We start from the raw sequence: 19,729 nt of genomic DNA, 5'->3' as shown, positions 1-19,729 counted from the left end.
GGGAGGTATAAGAATGAAATTCGGTGTTCGAAAACCAAGTGTTAAAAAAGTTTTTAAATCAAAAACTACTGGATCAGTTAAAAGAAAAGTCAAAAGTTCTATTAATCCCACATATGGAACTAAGGGTTCTGGATATGTTATGTCTCCTAAGAAAGCTATAAATAATAAAATATATAAAAAATCTACTAAGAGTTTTTGGAGTTTCTTTAAATAGAATATCAATAATACTCTCCACTTAAATTTCATCGAATACTTGATAAAACTATTATTAAAATTTAATCATTATTTAGCCCCACGCATGTGGGGTTATATTTTATCCATTTTGTTAACTTTTGAACATTACAAAGATTAAATAAACATACTTATATACATAAAGCTCAATTAGAATGAATGAAAAATATATTTTTGCTATTACATCATTTAGTAACTGACATAAGGAGATAAGTCTATGAAAAATACCTTTAAAAATTATGAAAATGAATTTAAAAAATTGAACAAGCAATAAAAAAAACAAAAATATGCATGTAGTAATACTTACTACTAATACTAGATACTATCTAATGATATGAAAAATATTCCTACCTAGTAAAAATACTAGATAGGATTTTATAATGTACGTTGGTTTGGTAACCAAGTTATAGTTAAAGTATTTATATTACTTTTAGTTTAACTTAATAACCTATTTACTTCTTTCTTAACGGCACTAGGATTGTAACTAGTCTTTTTAAGTTTATCAATACGTGTTTGACCGTTTCACCACTTACCTACTATTACTTCTCTAGCAATCGTACCAACAGATTTTGACCTACTGAACTTCCGCTAATGATTTACATACAACAATGCAGAAAAATATCAAATATTAGGTTAAACTTTACGATGAACATCAATCACGATCACAAACTAAAAAAGCCCACCTATTTCATTTAGGTGAGCTTTTGGATATTCATATATAGTCACATTGTGACCAAAATATTAAATTCGCCTATAAAAAAAGAAAAAACCTTGAGTTATCAAGGTTTTTTCTTTTCACTATACGTGACTAATTAATCTGAGCGGAGATGGAGTCCTTTAATATACTTTCTGATGATACCAGAAAGCCTAATATTATAAGGTTTTTGGCGCTTATACTTTCAGATAAAAACATAATAAACTGGATTATTTTGACACACATTTGACACATCATATTTTATCTTCTCTTTACAAAAAGGAACACTTGTTCGTATAGTAAAACTACTAATTATACGAGAGGTGTTTAAGTTGAAAATCATTAACCCTGGTATTCCTGAGCCTTATAAGTATGAAACAGATTATCGCAAGATACCTAAAAAATATTTAAACAGTTATATTCCAGAAGGACGTAAGATGATTAAGTGGGCGCCATTTGCAACTATGCCACAACAATATGAGACTATTAATGGTTTTATCGAAGATCAAAACAAAGTAGATAAGCCTATCTTAGATGAATTAGCCTTACGTGATTTGAACGATGTGTTGGCGCAGAAATTATTTTATGATCCACCAGCAACTATTAAGTATTGGGATAATGGTTATTATAAAACGATTGAATGTGAGATTAATAAGTTTGATAGTGAACGTAACAAGTTAGAGGTATTGGAGAATGGTGAGAAAGTGTTACTAAGTATGGATTGTATTGTGGAGATAGAGTAATATGATGATAAACACTTATTGACGGTGAGGAATATACTATCAAAACAAGAATAAACTTGTTTCGCTCGTTTAACAAAAAAGGAGATAAAATGAATAAATTAATTATCTATTTTTTTATATCTAAATATAATCTATGCAACATATTTTTTAACTTCATAACTGCTAATTTTATCGAAATTATAAAAATTTTTATCGACTTTATGGCTGCAGCTGCCACAGTAGGAGCATTCTTATACACTTTCAAAAGCATAAGAGACAACTCGGTAAAAGAAAAAAATGATCAAATAATTAAAAACAAGAAAACTTTATATTTAATTGATCTCATAACAGAAAAATATCGAGAGGATATATCAGAAATAATAAACAACATATATGAAATAGAATACAGCGAGAAAATACAAGTCAATTTTGATAATACAGAATTCAAATATCAAATAATTTTTAAAGATATAAAACCTCCATTCCCTGGTGTTGAAACAATAGAAACAGAATTTGAAGACGTCTTTACAATCATAGAAACATATAAATATCTAAATGATCCATTTATTCAAGAAACAATAGAAAATTACATAAAAGAAATTAAACAAAATTTAAGTAGCCAACACCAAAATTTAGACTTAAATTCACTAGAAAAAATTAATAAAAAATTGAGGACTTTAAATAAATTAATAAAAAGTATTAAAATGTTTGATGTAAAATTAATAACAATGGTGTCTAACGCCAGATTAGAAGCAAGCACTCTTGGTCAAAAACCAAAAGAACCTACGAAAAAAGTAAATGAAGAATGGCTAAACAAAGTAATAAAAACCCAAAAAGAAGAAATTAAATCATTAATAACAGAATTGAAAACGGCTAAGGATAATCTTGAAGATTAGTGTTTATTCCAATTGCCTGAATGACTTTGAATGTTTAACTACTACTCATATAATCTATTTATTGTGAAGATAACATAAAAATTGCCACCCCAAAAATACGGGTGGCTTTTTAATTCTTTAACATGAAAGTGATATAATTATCTTGACCATATTTCTAAAAACTCATTCGCTGACTTAGATACAAGTTTTTTATCAACGTCAACTCTTATATTTTCATCATTTAAATTAGCATTATTTGTATAATTCGCAGATCCTCCTACAATTAATGAAAAATCAATTATAGAAATTTTATTATGAAGCATTGCATACTCCCCTTTATGATTTTTAACAATTTTTACATCACAATGTTCTTTCAAATCATTTAAATTATTGGTACTTTTATCGCTAACTAATATTTTTACATCTATTCCGTCTTTTGATTTCCTAATAATTTCTTTTTTTATTTCATCATTATTAATCCAGGCAACCATACACCAAATGCAATACTTACTTTCTCTAATAGCCTGAATTATGTTCTTTTGTATATTATCATAGTATATATCGTGTACACTTTCTTCTCTAAAATATCTTTCTGTGATAAGTTTTGGAGCGCAATATAAATTTAAATTACCATCAAACTCTCCATTACACACATGTCTTATTAATTGTTTTATTTCTTCCTCATGCATTTCAAAAAGTTCTAAAAGGAAAATAGGATATTTAAAAGTTAAATCATATTGTTCTGTTTTATAATTCCCTTTTCTATTCTTTAGAATCAAAGAGGAGTAGCGTAAAACTTGAACTATCTCCGCCTTTTCTTTCTCAGAAAATTCTAATGATTTCTCACAATATTTTCTCGCTGTTTCAATTATTCTTTCTTCAATATTCAACTATCTTATCTCCTTTTTTAGTAGCGTATTCATATAACTTAACACCTTTTTCAAAGCTTAAATTCTCTATCTTTCTTTCTCCTCTGCGTATGCGTCTAATAGAAGAAGCATCTACACCAGTAGCCTTTTCTATTTCTGTTGCACTTATTTCTGATTCCATTAGTTTTTTAACTGATTCTATAATCATAATTTTGCAGTGAACCGTTTATTAGTTTATTTGAACAATAAATATATAGCTATAGCTATAGCACTTAAACCAATTGCATAATTTAAAAATGTTCTAATTCTTATTTTTGTTAGATTTGTCATTTTTATCACCTCGATATATAATAAGGTGGAAGGGGATTAAATCCCCAACCAATATTTTAGTAGTGAAGCAATGGATGCTACGCCTAAGCAGTAATTTCGGAAGGTTCTGCTTTTGGTTTCTGCAATCGTTGCTTCTTTTTCTTTCCGTTCTAAACGGTTCACTTTTTGCCACCTCCTTACTACACTTCTTATTATAAAGGACAATTGTCCTTTTTACAAGTGAATAATCAAATTATTTTTAAATTTTTTCATAAAAAATAACCCCATCACACAAAGTGACAGGGCAAGCATTGGAAGTTATATTAAGAAACACTAGCACTAAAAAGTGCTTGTATATAGTAAGACTACACTATTGATATTAAAACGAATAAAAACACCCGACTAATGTGAGGCGTGATAGAAACTTTCTTTACAATTCGATTAAATCGGGAGAAATAACCAAATCTGAATTGATTATAGAATATTTTTTGAAAATCCATAAGACTTACATTCAAAGCCATTAGATATATAAAACTTATGTGCATTTTCTCTATCTGATCTAATTCCACTATTCAATGTCATTGATTTACAGTTTAACTTATCAGCCAATCTTTCGGATTCTTTTAACAATAATGAACCCAACCCATTATTTCTAAAATTTGAATTGATAACAAAAGCCAATATACGCATGTATTCTCCACTATTTTCATAGAACATCATCTTACACAAACCACTAAAACCAATAATATTCTCATCTTCAAACAGTAATATTATATAATAATCTTTGTGATTATTAATCTTAGTTAATCGATGAATAAGTTCTTTACGTGTCGTTGGATACCCCAACTCATTATATAATTGCAATAAATCATCGATTTGTTTAAAATCTCTTTCTTCAAATAATCTTGTATATATTGTCATAAAGCACCTACTTATTTGTAAAATAACATATGTGGTTTCGTATCTTTATAATAATTCATTCTATTTTCTAGTGTTCCAGTGTGTAACTCTAACTTATGTCCGTCAGGATCAATAAAGTAAATTGATTGCTTATCTCTTACATCTCTAGTACGTCCTTCTAATATATTCACGTTATTTTTCTTGAGCCATTGATACCAACTATTATATTCACTTTCATCTATAGTAAACGCTGTATGTGTGTATGAATACTGAATTTCATTTCGAGGAATGTCTTTTTCTTCATTTAAAGCCACCCATAAACCTCCAATATCAAAATATGCAGTTGTTTCCCCACTTAGCAATAAGTCACCGCATAAAATGTCTTTATAAAAATATATGGAATCATTTAAATTACTAACGGAATAACATATATGATTGATAGATTTTATCATTATAGTCCTCCTGTATTTTAGAACTTTGAAATAGTTGATTTAAATCCACGATTTACTTTGAATCTTATTAAATATTATAACACAAAAAACACCCTACCTAGTTTCCGCTAGATAGGGTCATGGGATAATGATATATCGGAATAGTAAAAATAGCTGTTGAGACTACCTTTTACTATTCTAATTCTAACACGATGTCTTTAAGTAATATTCCAAATTTCGGTTTTAGTAAAAAATAAAGTGCTTAAAGTAGAAAATAAAAAATAGCCCTACAAAGTTATGTAAATAAACAATACTCTGTAGGGCTTGGTTAGTTACGTTTCACTAATCATGATTATATATTTATTTAATCGCGATTTTCAAGTCAAACCACAATTTCTTTTCTTTAAGTAACTTTCCTTCCTTATCAGTGATAGGACCCAATGCACAGTAAAAACGCCCTGCTTTTGGATTCGTTGGATATTCAAATTCTGCCCACCAATAACCATCCTTTTTAGTTACAGAGAAGACATCGATATATTGACCTGCCAAAATATTATTTGAAGGTGCTAATACCGGTTCATTTAGTCCTGGCTTTCTCTTTGCACCAATTGGTGATACACCTTTTTTAGCTGTTGCTATACCAGAACATTGCCAAGTCGTTTTTACTACTTTACCACCGTTATAATAATGTTTAATGCGAGAAATGAAATAATCTTTCAATTTATTTTGATTATCAGCCGTATAAGGAGCTCCTTTACCAACATGTAATTCCCATGAACGATGAGGGCACGATGTACTAAAGAATTCATTGTGTAAACGAACTGTACTACGATTAACAGGTAGATCATAAGATTTCATTACAGCCGCTGCTACCTTCAAAGTAGCTTCTTCATTTTCTAAAAATGTTTGATCAGAAATATGACCTTGATAACTTTCACACACTTCAAAACCAATCAAATTACTATTAGCCCATCCATGACCACAATGCCACTCTACATAATTTGTCGGGTGATACCATAACACTTCATGCCTATTGACATAAACACTCGCCCATCCATTCACATATGTGCCGTTACTTTCTCTTGAATATAACCACGCTAAATATTGAGAAGGTGTCATCGAACCATAATCATTGTGAATAACAATACCTGCTATACTCGCTTTTTTACCTGTTAATTTACTACCTTCAATGTGTCTTGAATATATATCTTTCATCCTAAATTCTCCTTTTCTAAATAAAGTAACTCAAAATAAAAAGGACTAACGTATTTGTTAATCCTTCTTAGGGTTTGTATAGGTCATGGCTTTTTTACTATCCGTAAAGCCGTCTGTTGTCGGGTCAATCAATGCATTAAATACAGATACTAGTACTGTAAATATTACATATGGATTAGATACGGTTTTGACTATGACATACCCAACCATTGACCATGTTGTAATATCTTGCGCTTGAATACCAAAATATGCACCAATTGGTACTAACACTGATAATGCGATTTGTATCCAAAAGTACGGATTGTTTTTTCTCACTTTAAAATTAATATTCATATTTTCATCTCCTCATAATTATTTATACTGATCATAAATAAAATACTTACCTTTCAAATTAATTTTTGAATAGTAGTTTGAAATTGTTGTTGCTTGATGGCTTGCCCATCTTATATCGGTTGCGTATTGATGCGTACCTGGTCTTTTAGGGTTCCACCTCATACGGTTTGTCCTTGCCCGATATAACCTTTCCTCACAAATTCTGCACCACCAATAATCGCTTTTTCTGGCGTCGTCCAACCATGATTACGCGCAAAAGTAATCGCATCATTAGGATTACTATCAAATGCACCTATTCCAAAATAGTTATAATAGCCACTATTACCACTCGCAAAATGGCTTGTCCCGGCACCACTTTCTAAAATGGCATGAGCGATTAAATAAATTTCATTAATTTCATATTTTTTACATGCATCTTGAAATGCTTGTCCTTTACCGTTCAACGTGCCTTTACCTTTTAAGATTTCATTTAACTTATCAACTGACAAACCTTGATATCTGTCTAATTTCAAAAACTGGTAAACTTGTGTAGAACTTTTAAATATATTACTTGTATTCATCGCATTTTTAACTTGTTGTTTACTCGCATTAAACCAAGTAACACTATTACTCATTTGTGGCGCATGTCTCATTTGAATATTAACAGCTTCATCTAACGTATAGTTACTACGTTCTTTTGTAATATAAGATGGTGTTTGGTTTAAGCTTGTTGGTTTGGATTTATTCAAATTATTTAATTCACGCTTATTAACTTTCACAAAAGTTTTAATCCTGATTTTTTCGATAATATCTTTTGGCACTTCATTCAAAATCTTATGTTTATTCTCGTACAGTTTTATTAAATCTTGAGAAACATTTTGATGAAGCGATAAAGTTCTCCAAGCCTTTTTATCTATTAAAATATTACGACTTTCAAAAGTAATATTATATTTTGAACACACCTTTTTGATAAGTGTCATTGCTGCTAATTCATTTCTTTTAAAGGTATCATCAGATGTATTTAAATCTTCACAAATTACAACTACAATATAGTCATCATGTCCAGGTACCTTATAATTAATAGGTCTTGGCGACCAAATATTATACCGATCTACAAAATAATGTGGATAATCATCCTCTTTATAAATCGAGTTTCTATCTTGATATAAGGTATGAACAGAATCCATATTTACCGCATTTTTAATAAGTATCTTTTGAGGTGTATTCGTTCTTTTTTCACCATAAACAACATTTCCAAATATCTCTTTACTATCTTTATCATCTTTATGAACGACAGTGTATTTAATACGTGTTACGATTTTGGATACTGGTTTTGTGTCTTCTGCCTGTTTTTTTGGATTTGGATCAATCACTGGTGTTGTAGGTTTTGGTTTTTCAGGCTTTTCAGGTTTTTCAACAGGTTTCGGCTCTTCTTTATAAGCTGGTCGAATAAAATGTGTTACACCTGTATAACTATGTTTAACTTTCGCTGCAGGACTACCATTATAACTGTTTGCGTTATACCAATTCTGGTCAACACTATAAAAATAACTGGTAGTAGAAGGACCAACTACAATCGCAGTATGTCCCCATCTACTCCAGTTATAATTACCTTCTGTCCAGACTGCAAAATCGCCTCTCTGAGGCACAAAATCACGCGTGTTTTTTAACACTTTAAAACCAGCAGGATAATATTTATACCAAGCCATGTCTCTTGCGTTACCTGGCGTTCTAAAATGCCAGTAGCGCTCAAGAATGTAGTTTGGTAAGTCCCAACATTGAGAACCATAACCAGAGCCAGGTACATCGAAACGTTTACCAATTATAGAAATCGACCAATCTGCAACTTGATTGGCTGTAGGCTTTCCTGATGAAGGTAATCCCATAATTTCACCTTATTTCTTTTTAGAAAAATTGATTTAACACAAAAATAACAAGTGGGACGACTACAGATGTTAATAAGCCAATAACCCACTTCATATTTGTTTTATAATCTCTTAAATCATCCTTATTGTTCTCGGCCATACTTTTAGCTTCATGCGCAACATCATAAGCCTTATTTGTTTTGTCATTGATGTCTTTAACACTATCCAGCTTCCCTTCTATTCGTCCAAGGCGCTTGTAAATTTCATAACTAACGCCTCTGTTATTTTCTGGCATTTACATCCCTCCAATCATTTTAATTAGACAATCTATACAAGTTGTGTTAATTTATAAATAGAAAAAGGGCGATACACTTATGTGTATCGCCCAAGCGAGCCCGTTAAAAAGACGGTGGCCTTTCATAGAAAAATTATAAAAATAACCTTCTATTACTCGTCAAAGTTGGAGAAGGTTATTTTTTATGGTCTTGATTACTGATTAATAGTAAACCGATGATTGTCAATACAACCATTAACATTTCAAAATCAGACATGCTATTCCTTTCTAGGAGTAACAACTATAACCATAGGCATCACCCCTTTATTAAGAGATTAGCCACCATCTATCCAACTTGCTCACTTTCTTATTTTATAAACATTACACCTTATTGTCCATTAGTAAATACCATATCCTACTGCAATATAAGCATCAGAATCGACCGCATCGGCATCTCCTGTTGCGATTAATGTTTTAGAGACAACTAGATGTGTTTCGTCTTTAATAAGAATGCCAATCTCTTTTAAATGACCATTTTTAAAACCATTTCCAGACACTTTCAATTAGGTCATTCAAATATAGCAATTACTTTAGAAATTTATTCGCATCTTTTAGATGAACATAAAAAAGAGCAAGGTCAAAAAGTGAGAGAATTATTCTCTTGACACTTTTTTGACACTTGCAAAGAAAAAGCTTTCCACCATATAGGTAGAAAGCCAGTAATATCAATGGTTTCGCTCAATTGATATTTATAAGTTGAGCGGAGATGGAGGGATTCGAACCCTCGCGCCGCAGAACGACCTACACCCTTAGCAGGGGCGCCTCTTCAGCCAACTTGAGTACATCTTTATGGCTCCACAGGTAGGACTCGAACCTACGACCGATCGGTTAACAGCCGATAGCTCTACCACTGAGCTACTGTGGAATAATTAAATTTTTATCAAGCACAAATACTATTATATCAAGCATCTTAATATTTTCAAGAGAAAACCTAAAAAAATTAACGGAACATTTACACTTTAGTTGCACTTGTTCCGCTAATATTTAATTTAGTATGCTAATGTTGATTTTTCAAATACATCTTTATAACATCAAGTACACTATATCCATCTTGAGTTAAATCTATATTTGGTGTATTTAGCTGTTTAATAAAGATATTATTACGGTGATTTCTATAGTACAAACATAAACAATTTAAGTATTGGTGATTAATTACGTGGTATGAGATTGGAAAAACGAGGATTTGATCTTGTTCTAAAAATATCTTGGTCTTATTGCCATTATATTCTTTAAAATCTTTAACGTAGAGTATATTTATCCAAGTGTTGTCTATTGACCTTTCGGAACCTGTGCAGAAAAAATAAGTAGAAGTTACTGCGGATACTAAAATCGGGGGTTTGCTCGTGATTCTGGTTAGCCTTTTTGTAAAAAGCTTTCTTTCATTGAAGTGTTCGCTATAAAAGCGACATGACTGATTCATAATTTCTTGAGGTTTCTGCTTAACGATGAACGGTTCTTTACCCGCTTCAGACACCTCAGTATGAATAGTGTGATCATCTACTTTGACTCCTCTAATATACATAGTGTTTTGTTTAATAACATACTTACTCATAGCATGCTCCTTTCAAATTTTTATGTAATTACAACGAATATATTTATATTTATTGTAATTACATAAAATATAATACCTATTTAAATATAAGTCAATACTTTTCAAAATAAATTCTATTGTTTTTCTATAAATTCTAATCGATTTCCAAAAGGATCTAATAAATGGATTCTATTTGCGCCAGGAAAACGTTTATCTGCTTTGTACTCTATTTTTTCATTCGTTAAATGTTCTTTTAAATCTTCTAGATTTTCAACATTAATAGCAGGATGTGCTTTTTTTAATGGTTCGAACTCTTCTTCAATACCAATGTGTAAATCAATTTGATTAATATTAAACCAAACGCCTCCGTTACCTCTCAGTGATTCAGGCTTTTCTACTTCATTGAATCCCAATTGATTACAGTAAAAATATCGTGCTTTATCTTCTGACCCTTTAGGTGCTGATAATTGTACATGGTCCCACATTTTTAATTGATACATTATGATTCTCCTTTAGTATTTTTATTAAATATGATTCGGTTACTCAAATCTTTCACAACCGTATTCTGAATTGTGAGCAAAATAATTTAAAATTAGATTATAGTAACATATAATGAATTTATAGAGTAAGTTTATCACTGATTTCGAATTATAAATTTACTTTTTAAAATTTCTGAATATTCATTGCATTTAGAAAATAAATACGCTATAATTTTAACAAATAAAGTCAAGGGGTTGTTTAAAATGAAACAATATTCTCAAGTTAAGCACCAGAGTTTAGAAACTTTTGTTAATAACTTAAATGATTTATCAGTTGAGCTTGTGATTGACTCTGCTTTACGTGAAAATCGTAAAAGAGAATTAATGGTTTTAATTGATGAAGCACTTGCGAATCGTAATAATACTTTATTTGAACAATACAGTGAAGAATTAATTCAGTTGGAGGATTTGCAATCGTGAGTTGTCATTTAAAATTTAACACATAATAAGAGACTACTTTTGAAAACATTCAAAAATAGTCTCTTTTATTTGTTTATAGCATTAAATTAATAATTTCTTCTTTAGCAATATCTCCAAAATAGTGATAAAAATCAATATCTTTTAATGCTTCTTGAATTGATGATTTTTGATGTTGAACACCTATTAATGCTTCTTCAATATCTTTTACGTCTCCGACACCAAAGAAATCACCGAATATTGCTGCGTGTTCTATTTTACCTTTTTTAACGTCTAATTTAATTTGGACAAGTCCTCTATCAAATTTATGACTTCTTTCAAAATTGTATTTAGGATTCTTACCATAATTCCATTCCCATTTTTGGTATTTATTTTTACTTAATTCATTAATGTTATCCCAATCTTCATCAGTTAAGTGATATTCTTCAACATCTTCACTACCCTGTTGTTTAAAGATAGATGTAAGTATACGTTGTTTAAATGTTTCAATATCCATTGGTTCTTCTAAGAACTCTTGTATGTTTGCGACACGTGACCTTATAGATTTGATACCTTTAGATTTTATTTTCGCTTCGCTAACGCGAAGTGCATTTACAACCTCTTCGATTTCACTATTTAACATCAATGTTCCATGTGAGAACATACGATCTTTTTGTTTAACCATTGCATTACCTGATATTTTTCTTTCCCCGACTTGTATATCATTTCTACCAGATAATTCTGCTTTAACACCCATTTCATTTAAAGCATCAACAATTGGTTGCGTAAATTTTGCAAAGTTATGGAAACTGTCTTCGTCATCTTTTGTAACAAAGCTAAAGTTTAAATTACCTAAATCATGATATACAGCTCCACCACCAGAAATTCTTCTTACAACTTTGATATTATTTTTCTCAACATACTCTTGGTTAACTTCTTCGATTGTATTTTGATTTTTTCCTACAATAATGGATGGTTGATTAATATAGAATAGGAAATAACTATCATCTTTAGGAAGAGAAGTTAAGACATATTCCTCCATAGCTAAATTAATCATAGGATCATTAATACCATTATTACTTACAAATTTCATTATATTTCCTCCTTCTTTTCTCCCCAAATAGCCTCAAGTATATAGTACCATATGTTTGATTAATCATATGTATGATATGTTTATGTTAATATAAAGTATATTTGTTAATACTTTATAAACTGAGCATTATTTAGTATAATGTTTCATAGTATTATTTAGGAGGAATAAGATGACAATCGCAGAAGTTGGAAATATCATAGAGTTTCAAGATGGATTAAGAGGTAGAGTTGAAAAAATTAATGAAAACTCAGTTATCGTAGATATCACAATTATGGATAACTTTGAAAGTTTAGAGTTACCTGAAAAAACTGTAGTGAATCATAAGCGTTATACAATAATTTCTGAAGAGGGATAATAGTGAAGAGACAAATTAATCCTCAATTAATATGGTTCATATCTAGTTTCATTATTTTTCACATTATTTTATTCATTATGCAAGGGGAAAAAGAAGTATTCTGGTACTTATATACTGGTATTATGCTGATTGCGGGCATTAGCTATGTCTTTTATCAACGTGACATCAAATCTAAACGATTACTTCAATCAATTGGATATGGTCTCATTGGTGCCATTATATTAGTTCTACTTCAGCTATTATTATCACAAATTTATAATGGCTTGTCATATGCATCCTTATTAAAAGAATTAATGCATGCTGGCGTATTTTATAAGTGGCAAATGCTAGTAACAATTGTAATTGCAATACCTTGTCATGAGTTATATATTAGAACAATATTACAAAATCAGTTGCAACTGAAATTCTCACAACCTATTATTGCAATCGTTGTGAGTGCCCTTGCATCTAGTTCACTATTTTTATATTTAGATAATTTAGCTATATTTATGTTTATATTTTTAGCACAACTCATATTATCTACACTGTATTTCTATACGAAAAGAATCGTAACATCTTATGTTGCTCAAATTGCAGCAATCATCATACTCGTTATAATTTTTAGTTAATACATTTACTAAAAAATAACCCCAAAAAAGTTTAGCAATTATGCTAAATTTTTTGGGGTTATTTTATACTAGATAACTTTAAAATGATGTTCTAAATCATATTTACCCTTTGATTCTGTTAGTTCTTCAATCATATATTCAATGACTGTCTTCTTCGCTCTCTCATACGAGGATTCAGAAATAATTTTATTTACGTGTCTAAATAAATAATCTGTCATAATAACTGAATATGAATCTTCTAAATCAATATTATCTATGTTAACTCTACTGCCTACAGGTTTACTCAAATCAATCGTATATTCAAAGCCTTTCCATACAGTCATAAGTGTCGGTTCTAAAATATGGCCATTATATTTAACCGTGTCCCCTTCTTTATACAGTGCTGTAGCTGTTCTTTCTATAATGCGCTTTATTTCAGCACCAGATAAATTAATTTTGACCGGTTTATCAGTATGTACATATGATTGATAGACATCTTTAACTTGTAACTCGCCACGTAAACCGTTACCTGTCGGATTCCCAATTTGTGCACAAACAAAATCAGATTCTTTAAATGCTCTCGTCATACTCTGTTGAATACATTCCATGAACTTATGCGGTTTAATAAATAAGTCCGTTAAATGTTTATAATCTAGCACAACAGGTACGTCAACGACGCTTTGTTCAGACCAATGTTGGACAGCTTTTTGGTCGAAATACGTTAACTCTAATAAATCTCTATCTTCAGGATAACTTGAGATTTCTACGTGCTTAATAGACGTATCGATAATTTCTACTGAATTGGCTCTTTTCTTGAATTGAATTGACATGTCTACAATATTTGTAGCATCTTTACCTGGTTGTATAAACTGTGTTTCTTCGACTTTTAGATCGACGATATGTTCTTGATGTCCTGTAATAATAACATTTACGCCTTCCGTACTTTTCGTCATACTTTCTGCATTATTACTATAATATGATCTATAATTATTTTTATCTGTATAAGTGTGCAAACCACCATGGTATAACATAATTAAGAAGTCAGGACTTTCTTTTTCATGTAAATATCTCACCCATTTTTTAGCTGTGGTCATGGACTCACCAACAAGTACTTCATCTTCAAACTCAACATTTTTATTTTCCATAAGGCCACTTGATGTAAATCCTATAATACCTATTTTTATACCCTCTACATATTTAATCGTATAAGGTGTTGTAAAATATGGTTCACGTGTTTTACTATGTTCAATATTTGCTGCTAACCAAGGAAATCTGCTTAATGCAATAGACTTATTTAAGAAGTCTAAGCCAAAGTTGAATTCGTCAGGGCTAACACCACTTGCATCAAATTGCATTTCATTCATCACTTTAATCATTGGATTTCTTTTATATGGGGCAATTTGGGCATAATAAAAAGCAAACATTGAACCCGACAACATGCCACCATTATCTAACAATAAGACATGGTGATTTGTTTTGCGTTTATGTTTAACGTAAGTGGCCATCTTTAGAATGTTACCACTAATACCAGTTTTTCCTATTTGTCCATGTAAGTCAGAAGTAGCTAGTAAATCAATTGTTATGGTTTCATTCGTATTCAATGCTATCCCCACCTTTTTATTTATTTTACCATTTTTAAATACTGTTAGGGCAGTATAAGAACATTTGGATGGAAAATTTATTTAATATGTGTTGGCAATAATTGTTAATCATAATATACTCTATTAGTAATCAATAAACTTGGAGGCAATAATGAAATCATTTAATAAATTAATCATCATTAATTTTGCTATCGCTTTAGTCATTTCATTAATGATTGGTATTATTATAAGTAAAAATTATACAAATAGAGTTAATCAAAGATTAGAAACGACAAAAGAAATTGTAAACTTAAAAATTAATACCTTTATAAATGAATCAAATAGCATTTCTGAATCTTTAACAACCATTTTATCTAACAGCCGAAACGAAAAATTTATTAATCAGTTTTTAGAGGATAATCACACAAGGTATACTTGGATTGACCATATTTATATTTTGAATGATAAAAAACAAATCGTTTATGATTCTAAAGGAACTGATCATACCTCTCTTAAAGATTTTAACAAATATAAATTTCATTTTCCTTTTACAGCTAATTCAAGTTTAAGTAGTGAAAAAATTTCATTAAAAAATGCCAATACATTATTATTAACCAATCATTTAAAAGTACAAAACAAAGACTACACTGTTGCTTCAGAAATAAATATGTCATCATTTAAAAATGAAATTAATTTAATCTCTAAAAGATATCATATTCAAGTCAATGGTATCGATGGTACTGAAATTTATCAAGTTGGAAAAAAATATAAGCATTCTAAATCCATAAATTATTTATATGATCAATTACCTATCTCATTAACAATTAGCGGACAATATAATTTTATGACACGCATTATTTTACCGAGCATTTTTATATTTTTAGTTGTATTTTTATTATTATCTATTGTTACACTTATATTTAAAAATAGATCCGAACGATTAGAACATGAAAAAATAATTGAACAAGCAAATAATGAAAAGCTTAGACTAATTGGTACACTCGCTGCCAACACAGCACATGAAATTAAAAATCCACTTACAAGCATTAATGGATTTATTGAACTTACTAGAATGAAATACGATAAAGATAAACAAGACCATCACTTTAATATTATTTCAGAAGAACTAGATAGAATTAACAATATCGTTACACAGTTTTTATTTTTAGGAAAGCCAACTAACCTTGCCTATTCAAATGTCGACATTAATCAATCTATCAAAGAAGTTTCACAATTTTTGAAGTATGAGCTTGAACAACATAACATTAATATTGCTTTAACATTGCCAGATACCCCAATATTTGCATTTATTTCAGAAGATCAATTAAAACAAATTCTCATCAATCTTATTCAAAATGCTAAAGATGCCTTATTAGATATAAAACAACCAGAAATTGAAATTCAATTACAACGTACACATGCAAACCAAGCTACTATCATATTTAAAGATAACGGTGCCGGTATGTCTAAAGAAACACAACAAAAGATATTTGATCCTTTCTTTACAACGAAAGAATCTGGTAGTGGCCTCGGTTTATACTTAAGTAAGAAACTCATTGAAGATTGGGAAGGCGAAATTAGCGTATTTACGAATATGACTAAAGGTACTACGTTTATAATCACCATACCTACTATTAATCCATAATAAAAAGCAAGCGGCATAGTCGCTTGCTTTTTATATTTAACCTATTTGTATACGTTCTTTAGGATAATGGAATTTATCAGGTGTTGATTTTCCACCTAACATGACGACGAAACATAATAGTCCTACCCGACCTATAAACATCAACATCATGATAACGATTTTAGATCCTAATTGTAAGCCATCTGTAATGCCCATTGATAAACCACATGTCCCAAATGCTGACATCGTTTCAAAGAATATAGATAACAAATCATGTTTACCATCTTCAAACCGAACGACGGATAGTACACCAACAAACGTTATCGCTAATGCAAGTGAAATAACTGCAAATGATCTTTGTATATCAATTGGATGTATTTCTCTATTGAAAGCTTTTATCGTTGTTCGACCATTACTAAAGTTCACTAAATATAATATCAGTATCGTAAATGTTGTCGTTCTTATACCGCCACCTACTGAACTTGGTGAAGACCCTATAAACATTAGCCCTCCTAAAAAGAAGTTTGTTGCTTCAGTAAAATGACTTAAATCTATAGTTGAAAGTCCAGCACTTCTTGTAGATGAAGATTGGAACATTGCATAGAATAAAGCTTTATGCCACGAAACATCTTTAAATGCATTTGAAAACTCAAATAAATAAATCACGATTGTGCCTAGTAAAAATAAAAACAAATAAGTGGCACTCGCTATTTTAGTGAATAACGAGAATCTAAAGTTTGGAATTGTATTTTTCATGTATGTTTTGACTTCAATCAATACTGGGAAACCTATTGCACCTAACATAATAAGTAACATAATGATTGTTTGAACGAAATAATCATTCGCATAAGGCGCTAATGATTCACCCGTAATATCAAGTCCACCATTTGTAGTTGCAGAAACAGATGCAAAGATACCATGATGTATCGCTTCTTTCACCGATCCAATATCTTTATAGAAATAAAATGATAACAATATCGCTCCAATGACTTCAATCATTAAAATTGTTCTCACAATATCTAATATTAACTTAACAACACCATTCATAGCATTTGAATTACTATCTAACATGATTAATTGACGTTCACGTAAGCCGATATGTTTACCTAAAATAACCCAAAGTAATGTACCAATAGCCATTACACCTATGCCACCGATATTAAGTATAATCAAGATGATAGCTTGTCCAAATATGGTAAATGTATCTTCAATTGTAACAGGTGTTAACCCCGTTACACTGACACCTGATACAGCGACAAATAATGTATCGACTGGTGCTATTTTAACACCAGGTTTAACAACATACGGTAAATTTAATAATAAAAAGGCGACAATAATTGCGCCCAAATAATATAATACAATACCTTGTTGTGGAGTCATTTTTTGAAAAAAGTATTTTATAATGGACACAAATTGTCACCTCTATTTTATTTCAATGTTAATTTTTTCGTTATTTCTTTTCCATCTCGGATAAGCTTCAAGTTAACACTGTCGCCTTTTTTATGATTATTATATAATTCTTTTCTAAATTCAAGATTATTTTCAATTTTTGTATCGTTAATACCAACGATTACATCATTAAATTTAACGCCGGCTTTGTCAGCATTACCGTCTTTTGTAACACCAGTAATGGCCATTCCTGATTTATATTTATCGGGTAAAGATATTTGTGACTTTTCACTATCACTCATTTTAGAATAGTTTTGAGCCATGATACCTAATTCTGGACGTTCAATTTTACCGTTTTTCTCTAATTTATTAATGTAGTCAGTAGTGTCATTAGAAGGAATTGCAAAAGCCATACCTTCTACATTAGGCATATCGATTTTCAACGATACGATACCTATTAAATTACCTTGTGAGTCTAATATAGGTCCACCTGAGTTACCAGGATTGACTGCAGCATCTGTTTGGATAGCTTTAATTTCCCAATCATACTCGTCATCACCATTAAAATCAACAGGAACTTTTCTGTCTAGACCTGAAACAACGCCTGTAGAGATACTATTTTGGAATTCAGAACCTAACGGACTACCTATTACAATAGCTGTTTCACCTAAAATTAAATTGTCTGAGTCCTCAAATTTAATTGGTTTAAAATCTTCAGTTTTTTCGATTGGAATCGTTAAGACTGCAATATCAGACCATTGATCTGAACCTAATACTTTACCGTCATACTTTTTACCATTTGCTGTTGTAATAATTGGTTTCTTATCAGTTGATACAACATGTGCGTTTGTTACTATGTATGCTTTTTTATTTTCAACTTTATAAACGACGCCTGAACCGACGCCGCTATTTTCTTCTTTTTCCTTAGCTGAAGATTCTTTCTTACTAGATACATCTGAATCTTCATGAGATACACCCACGACTGAGTTTTTAGATTTCTCTACAGCTTCCATAACATTCGTAATTGGTTTTTGGAATCCTTTTTGAGATTGCTTTTCTTCAATTGTTTTTCTACTTTCGTTAGGAGGATTTACATTTTGGAATATACTCCACACTAAAATAAAAATTAATATGATTGCTAAAATGATCGCAATGATTGGCCAATGTTTTTCTATTTTAGTTAAAAATGTATTGAGAAAACTATTTTTATTTTGAGATTTTTGTTCTACTTTTTCATCATGTTTAGCACCGAGCTGTTTATTTATTTCAAAGTCATTATCTTTAGAAAAAGTTTTACCCGTCTCTGCCTGTTTTTGTTCACTTACTTTTTCATATCTAATCTCTTCAGGTTCTTCTTCAGAGTCTATTCCGTGGTGTTCATCATCTGTTTGAACTTCATCTTTATGTAATACTTCATCTTGTTCACTATATTCTTGATGTGATTCAGCAAGTCGGTCATCATCTAAATCAATTGTTGGATGCGATTTAGATTCTTCTTCTTGTTTTTTGATTTCTTCTTTTGTTAATTTTTCAATACGTGCTTTTTGCATATTTTCCTTAACACGTAATTCATTTTTCTTTTGAAGTTCTCGTTCATTCGCTTTTTTTATTTCATTTTCTTTTTTCTCTTGTTCGATTCTTTTTTCACGTTCTTCATTATGAAAAAATTCACGTCGCTGTCTCTTATATTCATTTCTAGGAATGACATGCTTTTTTCGTGACATTTATTGCCCTCCTCAATCTAAACACTTAATGTATCTATTATGCCATATAATACTAAATTTATTAACATAAAACCATTGTAATTCTCAATATTACACACCTATTTTTACATATATTTGCAAATTCATTCAATATGAATTATTCATTTTAAAAAAA

At 30.3% G+C, this 19,729-nt stretch carries 25 protein-coding genes and 2 tRNA genes; 7 read left to right on the top strand and 20 right to left on the bottom strand.

Annotated features, from left to right (window positions below; translation table 11 throughout):
* The first annotated feature begins 13 nt into the window (after positions 1-13).
* The 3 genes from CD035_RS03245 (at position 14) to CD035_RS03235 (ending at position 2,543) form a co-directional block, all read left to right on the top strand.
* Complete coding sequence (locus CD035_RS03245) at positions 14-214, top strand: hypothetical protein (RefSeq protein WP_048542069.1); 201 nt, start codon at positions 14-16, stop codon at positions 212-214.
* Between the two features lie 1,043 nt (positions 215-1,257).
* Positions 1,258-1,668 carry a YolD-like family protein gene (locus CD035_RS03240; RefSeq protein WP_048542066.1) on the top strand — a complete coding sequence of 137 codons (411 nt, stop codon included), beginning with the start codon at positions 1,258-1,260 and terminating at the stop codon, positions 1,666-1,668.
* Between the two features lie 89 nt (positions 1,669-1,757).
* Complete coding sequence (locus CD035_RS03235) at positions 1,758-2,543, top strand: hypothetical protein (protein WP_048542064.1); 786 nt, start codon at positions 1,758-1,760, stop codon at positions 2,541-2,543.
* A gap of 137 nt (positions 2,544-2,680) precedes the next feature.
* Here the strand turns inward: CD035_RS03235 and CD035_RS03230 are convergent, their stop codons facing one another.
* The 16 genes from CD035_RS03230 to CD035_RS03170 all read right to left on the bottom strand — a co-directional run bounded on the left by CD035_RS03230 (position 2,681) and on the right by CD035_RS03170 (position 10,788).
* Positions 2,681-3,412 carry a phospholipase D-like domain-containing protein gene (locus CD035_RS03230; RefSeq protein ID WP_048542063.1) on the bottom strand — a complete coding sequence of 244 codons (732 nt, stop codon included), beginning with the start codon at positions 3,410-3,412 and terminating at the stop codon, positions 2,681-2,683.
* Positions 3,402-3,599, bottom strand: coding sequence for a hypothetical protein (locus CD035_RS03225; protein WP_048542061.1), 198 nt, complete (start codon positions 3,597-3,599; stop codon positions 3,402-3,404). Before CD035_RS03225 ends, CD035_RS03230 begins: the two co-directional genes overlap by 11 nt.
* A gap of 158 nt (positions 3,600-3,757) precedes the next feature.
* Positions 3,758-3,883 (bottom strand): hypothetical protein, encoded by a 126-nt coding sequence (locus tag CD035_RS14205; protein ID WP_255209538.1) that lies wholly within the window; start codon positions 3,881-3,883, stop codon positions 3,758-3,760.
* Positions 3,884-4,174: 291 nt separating this feature from the next.
* On the bottom strand, positions 4,175-4,621 hold the full coding sequence (locus tag CD035_RS03220; RefSeq protein WP_048542059.1) for a GNAT family N-acetyltransferase: 447 nt from the start codon (positions 4,619-4,621) through the stop codon (positions 4,175-4,177).
* Positions 4,622-4,632: 11 nt separating this feature from the next.
* Positions 4,633-5,052 carry a FosB/FosD family fosfomycin resistance bacillithiol transferase gene (gene fosB, locus CD035_RS03215; protein ID WP_048542057.1) on the bottom strand — a complete coding sequence of 140 codons (420 nt, stop codon included), beginning with the start codon at positions 5,050-5,052 and terminating at the stop codon, positions 4,633-4,635.
* A gap of 339 nt (positions 5,053-5,391) precedes the next feature.
* Positions 5,392-6,246 carry an N-acetylmuramoyl-L-alanine amidase gene (locus CD035_RS14075; RefSeq protein WP_080964685.1) on the bottom strand — a complete coding sequence of 285 codons (855 nt, stop codon included), beginning with the start codon at positions 6,244-6,246 and terminating at the stop codon, positions 5,392-5,394.
* A gap of 57 nt (positions 6,247-6,303) precedes the next feature.
* Positions 6,304-6,579 (bottom strand): phage holin, encoded by a 276-nt coding sequence (locus CD035_RS03205; protein WP_174435714.1) that lies wholly within the window; start codon positions 6,577-6,579, stop codon positions 6,304-6,306.
* A gap of 18 nt (positions 6,580-6,597) precedes the next feature.
* Complete coding sequence (locus CD035_RS14255) at positions 6,598-6,741, bottom strand: hypothetical protein (RefSeq protein WP_407943079.1); 144 nt, start codon at positions 6,739-6,741, stop codon at positions 6,598-6,600.
* Entirely contained in the window at positions 6,738-8,444 is a 1,707-nt protein-coding gene (locus CD035_RS03200) for a glucosaminidase domain-containing protein (protein ID WP_407943080.1), read from the bottom strand. Before CD035_RS03200 ends, CD035_RS14255 begins: the two co-directional genes overlap by 4 nt.
* Before the next feature lie 19 nt (positions 8,445-8,463).
* Positions 8,464-8,718, bottom strand: coding sequence for a DUF2951 family protein (locus tag CD035_RS03195; protein ID WP_048542053.1), 255 nt, complete (start codon positions 8,716-8,718; stop codon positions 8,464-8,466).
* Between the two features lie 175 nt (positions 8,719-8,893).
* Positions 8,894-8,998, bottom strand: a complete 105-nt coding sequence (locus CD035_RS03190; RefSeq protein WP_088592438.1) for a hypothetical protein — start codon at positions 8,996-8,998, stop codon at positions 8,894-8,896.
* Between the two features lie 97 nt (positions 8,999-9,095).
* Positions 9,096-9,260 carry a hypothetical protein gene (locus tag CD035_RS13875; protein ID WP_155403651.1) on the bottom strand — a complete coding sequence of 55 codons (165 nt, stop codon included), beginning with the start codon at positions 9,258-9,260 and terminating at the stop codon, positions 9,096-9,098.
* A gap of 201 nt (positions 9,261-9,461) precedes the next feature.
* Positions 9,462-9,546, bottom strand: a tRNA-Ser gene (locus tag CD035_RS03185).
* Position 9,547: 1 nt separating this feature from the next.
* A tRNA-Asn gene (locus tag CD035_RS03180) sits at positions 9,548-9,622 on the bottom strand.
* A gap of 132 nt (positions 9,623-9,754) precedes the next feature.
* Positions 9,755-10,309, bottom strand: coding sequence for a competence protein ComK (locus CD035_RS03175; RefSeq protein ID WP_048542052.1), 555 nt, complete (start codon positions 10,307-10,309; stop codon positions 9,755-9,757).
* 113 nt (positions 10,310-10,422) lie between these two features.
* Positions 10,423-10,788, bottom strand: coding sequence for a VOC family protein (locus tag CD035_RS03170; protein WP_048542048.1), 366 nt, complete (start codon positions 10,786-10,788; stop codon positions 10,423-10,425).
* 243 nt (positions 10,789-11,031) lie between these two features.
* Here CD035_RS03170 and CD035_RS03165 point away from each other — a divergent pair, with 243 nt between their 5' ends.
* Positions 11,032-11,247 carry an IDEAL domain-containing protein gene (locus CD035_RS03165; RefSeq protein WP_016911637.1) on the top strand — a complete coding sequence of 72 codons (216 nt, stop codon included), beginning with the start codon at positions 11,032-11,034 and terminating at the stop codon, positions 11,245-11,247.
* A gap of 73 nt (positions 11,248-11,320) precedes the next feature.
* Here CD035_RS03165 and CD035_RS03160 read toward each other — a convergent pair whose 3' ends face one another.
* Entirely contained in the window at positions 11,321-12,316 is a 996-nt protein-coding gene (locus CD035_RS03160) for a lipoate--protein ligase (RefSeq protein ID WP_048542047.1), read from the bottom strand.
* Positions 12,317-12,485: 169 nt separating this feature from the next.
* On the opposite strand from CD035_RS03160, the gene CD035_RS03155 reads away from it, so the two are divergent.
* Both CD035_RS03155 and CD035_RS03150 read left to right on the top strand, forming a co-directional pair.
* A complete protein-coding gene (locus tag CD035_RS03155) occupies positions 12,486-12,671 on the top strand; it encodes a YkvS family protein (protein WP_025905642.1) in 186 nt (61 codons plus the stop codon).
* A gap of 2 nt (positions 12,672-12,673) precedes the next feature.
* Positions 12,674-13,279, top strand: coding sequence for a CPBP family glutamic-type intramembrane protease (locus CD035_RS03150; protein WP_025905643.1), 606 nt, complete (start codon positions 12,674-12,676; stop codon positions 13,277-13,279).
* A 68-nt stretch (positions 13,280-13,347) separates the two neighbouring features.
* Here the strand turns inward: CD035_RS03150 and CD035_RS03145 are convergent, their stop codons facing one another.
* The gene (locus CD035_RS03145; protein WP_048542044.1) at positions 13,348-14,859 is read right to left on the bottom strand and encodes a bifunctional metallophosphatase/5'-nucleotidase; all 1,512 of its coding nucleotides are present in this window, start codon (positions 14,857-14,859) and stop codon (positions 13,348-13,350) included.
* Positions 14,860-15,010: 151 nt separating this feature from the next.
* Between CD035_RS03145 and CD035_RS03140 the strand changes: the two genes are divergently transcribed.
* Positions 15,011-16,483, top strand: coding sequence for an ATP-binding protein (locus CD035_RS03140; protein WP_048542043.1), 1,473 nt, complete (start codon positions 15,011-15,013; stop codon positions 16,481-16,483).
* Between the two features lie 36 nt (positions 16,484-16,519).
* Here the strand turns inward: CD035_RS03140 and CD035_RS03135 are convergent, their stop codons facing one another.
* Complete coding sequence (locus CD035_RS03135) at positions 16,520-17,872, bottom strand: TrkH family potassium uptake protein (protein WP_048542040.1); 1,353 nt, start codon at positions 17,870-17,872, stop codon at positions 16,520-16,522.
* A gap of 17 nt (positions 17,873-17,889) precedes the next feature.
* Positions 17,890-19,575 carry a S1C family serine protease gene (locus CD035_RS03130; protein WP_048542038.1) on the bottom strand — a complete coding sequence of 562 codons (1,686 nt, stop codon included), beginning with the start codon at positions 19,573-19,575 and terminating at the stop codon, positions 17,890-17,892.
* Between the last annotated feature and the right edge of the window lie 154 nt (positions 19,576-19,729).

The organism is Mammaliicoccus sciuri (assembly GCF_002901825.1).
Taxonomy (GTDB): Bacteria; Bacillota; Bacilli; order Staphylococcales; family Staphylococcaceae; genus Mammaliicoccus; species Mammaliicoccus sciuri.
Note: the sequence above shows the minus strand (reverse complement) of the source record. Positions and strands in the feature narration are given on the sequence as shown.

What these genes read in the sequence shown, in the direction of transcription:
- CD035_RS03245 (WP_048542069.1), top strand. Translation starts at nt 14, where the DNA reads ATGAAATTCGGTGTTCGAAAACCAAGTGTTAAAAAAGTTTTTAAATCA.
- CD035_RS03235 (WP_048542064.1), top strand. Translation starts at nt 1,758, where the DNA reads ATGAATAAATTAATTATCTATTTTTTTATATCTAAATATAATCTATGC.
- CD035_RS03225 (WP_048542061.1), bottom strand. Translation starts at nt 3,599, where the DNA reads ATGATTATAGAATCAGTTAAAAAACTAATGGAATCAGAAATAAGTGCA.
- CD035_RS03220 (WP_048542059.1), bottom strand. Translation starts at nt 4,621, where the DNA reads ATGACAATATATACAAGATTATTTGAAGAAAGAGATTTTAAACAAATC.
- fosB (WP_048542057.1), bottom strand. Translation starts at nt 5,052, where the DNA reads ATGATAAAATCTATCAATCATATATGTTATTCCGTTAGTAATTTAAAT.
- CD035_RS14075 (WP_080964685.1), bottom strand. Translation starts at nt 6,246, where the DNA reads ATGAAAGATATATATTCAAGACACATTGAAGGTAGTAAATTAACAGGT.
- CD035_RS03205 (WP_174435714.1), bottom strand. Translation starts at nt 6,579, where the DNA reads ATGAATATTAATTTTAAAGTGAGAAAAAACAATCCGTACTTTTGGATA.
- CD035_RS14255 (WP_407943079.1), bottom strand. Translation starts at nt 6,741, where the DNA reads ATGAGGTGGAACCCTAAAAGACCAGGTACGCATCAATACGCAACCGAT.
- CD035_RS03200 (WP_407943080.1), bottom strand. Translation starts at nt 8,444, where the DNA reads ATGGGATTACCTTCATCAGGAAAGCCTACAGCCAATCAAGTTGCAGAT.
- CD035_RS03195 (WP_048542053.1), bottom strand. Translation starts at nt 8,718, where the DNA reads ATGCCAGAAAATAACAGAGGCGTTAGTTATGAAATTTACAAGCGCCTT.
- CD035_RS03175 (WP_048542052.1), bottom strand. Translation starts at nt 10,309, where the DNA reads ATGAGTAAGTATGTTATTAAACAAAACACTATGTATATTAGAGGAGTC.
- CD035_RS03170 (WP_048542048.1), bottom strand. Translation starts at nt 10,788, where the DNA reads ATGTATCAATTAAAAATGTGGGACCATGTACAATTATCAGCACCTAAA.
- CD035_RS03165 (WP_016911637.1), top strand. Translation starts at nt 11,032, where the DNA reads ATGAAACAATATTCTCAAGTTAAGCACCAGAGTTTAGAAACTTTTGTT.
- CD035_RS03160 (WP_048542047.1), bottom strand. Translation starts at nt 12,316, where the DNA reads ATGAAATTTGTAAGTAATAATGGTATTAATGATCCTATGATTAATTTA.
- CD035_RS03155 (WP_025905642.1), top strand. Translation starts at nt 12,486, where the DNA reads ATGACAATCGCAGAAGTTGGAAATATCATAGAGTTTCAAGATGGATTA.
- CD035_RS03140 (WP_048542043.1), top strand. Translation starts at nt 15,011, where the DNA reads ATGAAATCATTTAATAAATTAATCATCATTAATTTTGCTATCGCTTTA.
- CD035_RS03130 (WP_048542038.1), bottom strand. Translation starts at nt 19,575, where the DNA reads ATGTCACGAAAAAAGCATGTCATTCCTAGAAATGAATATAAGAGACAG.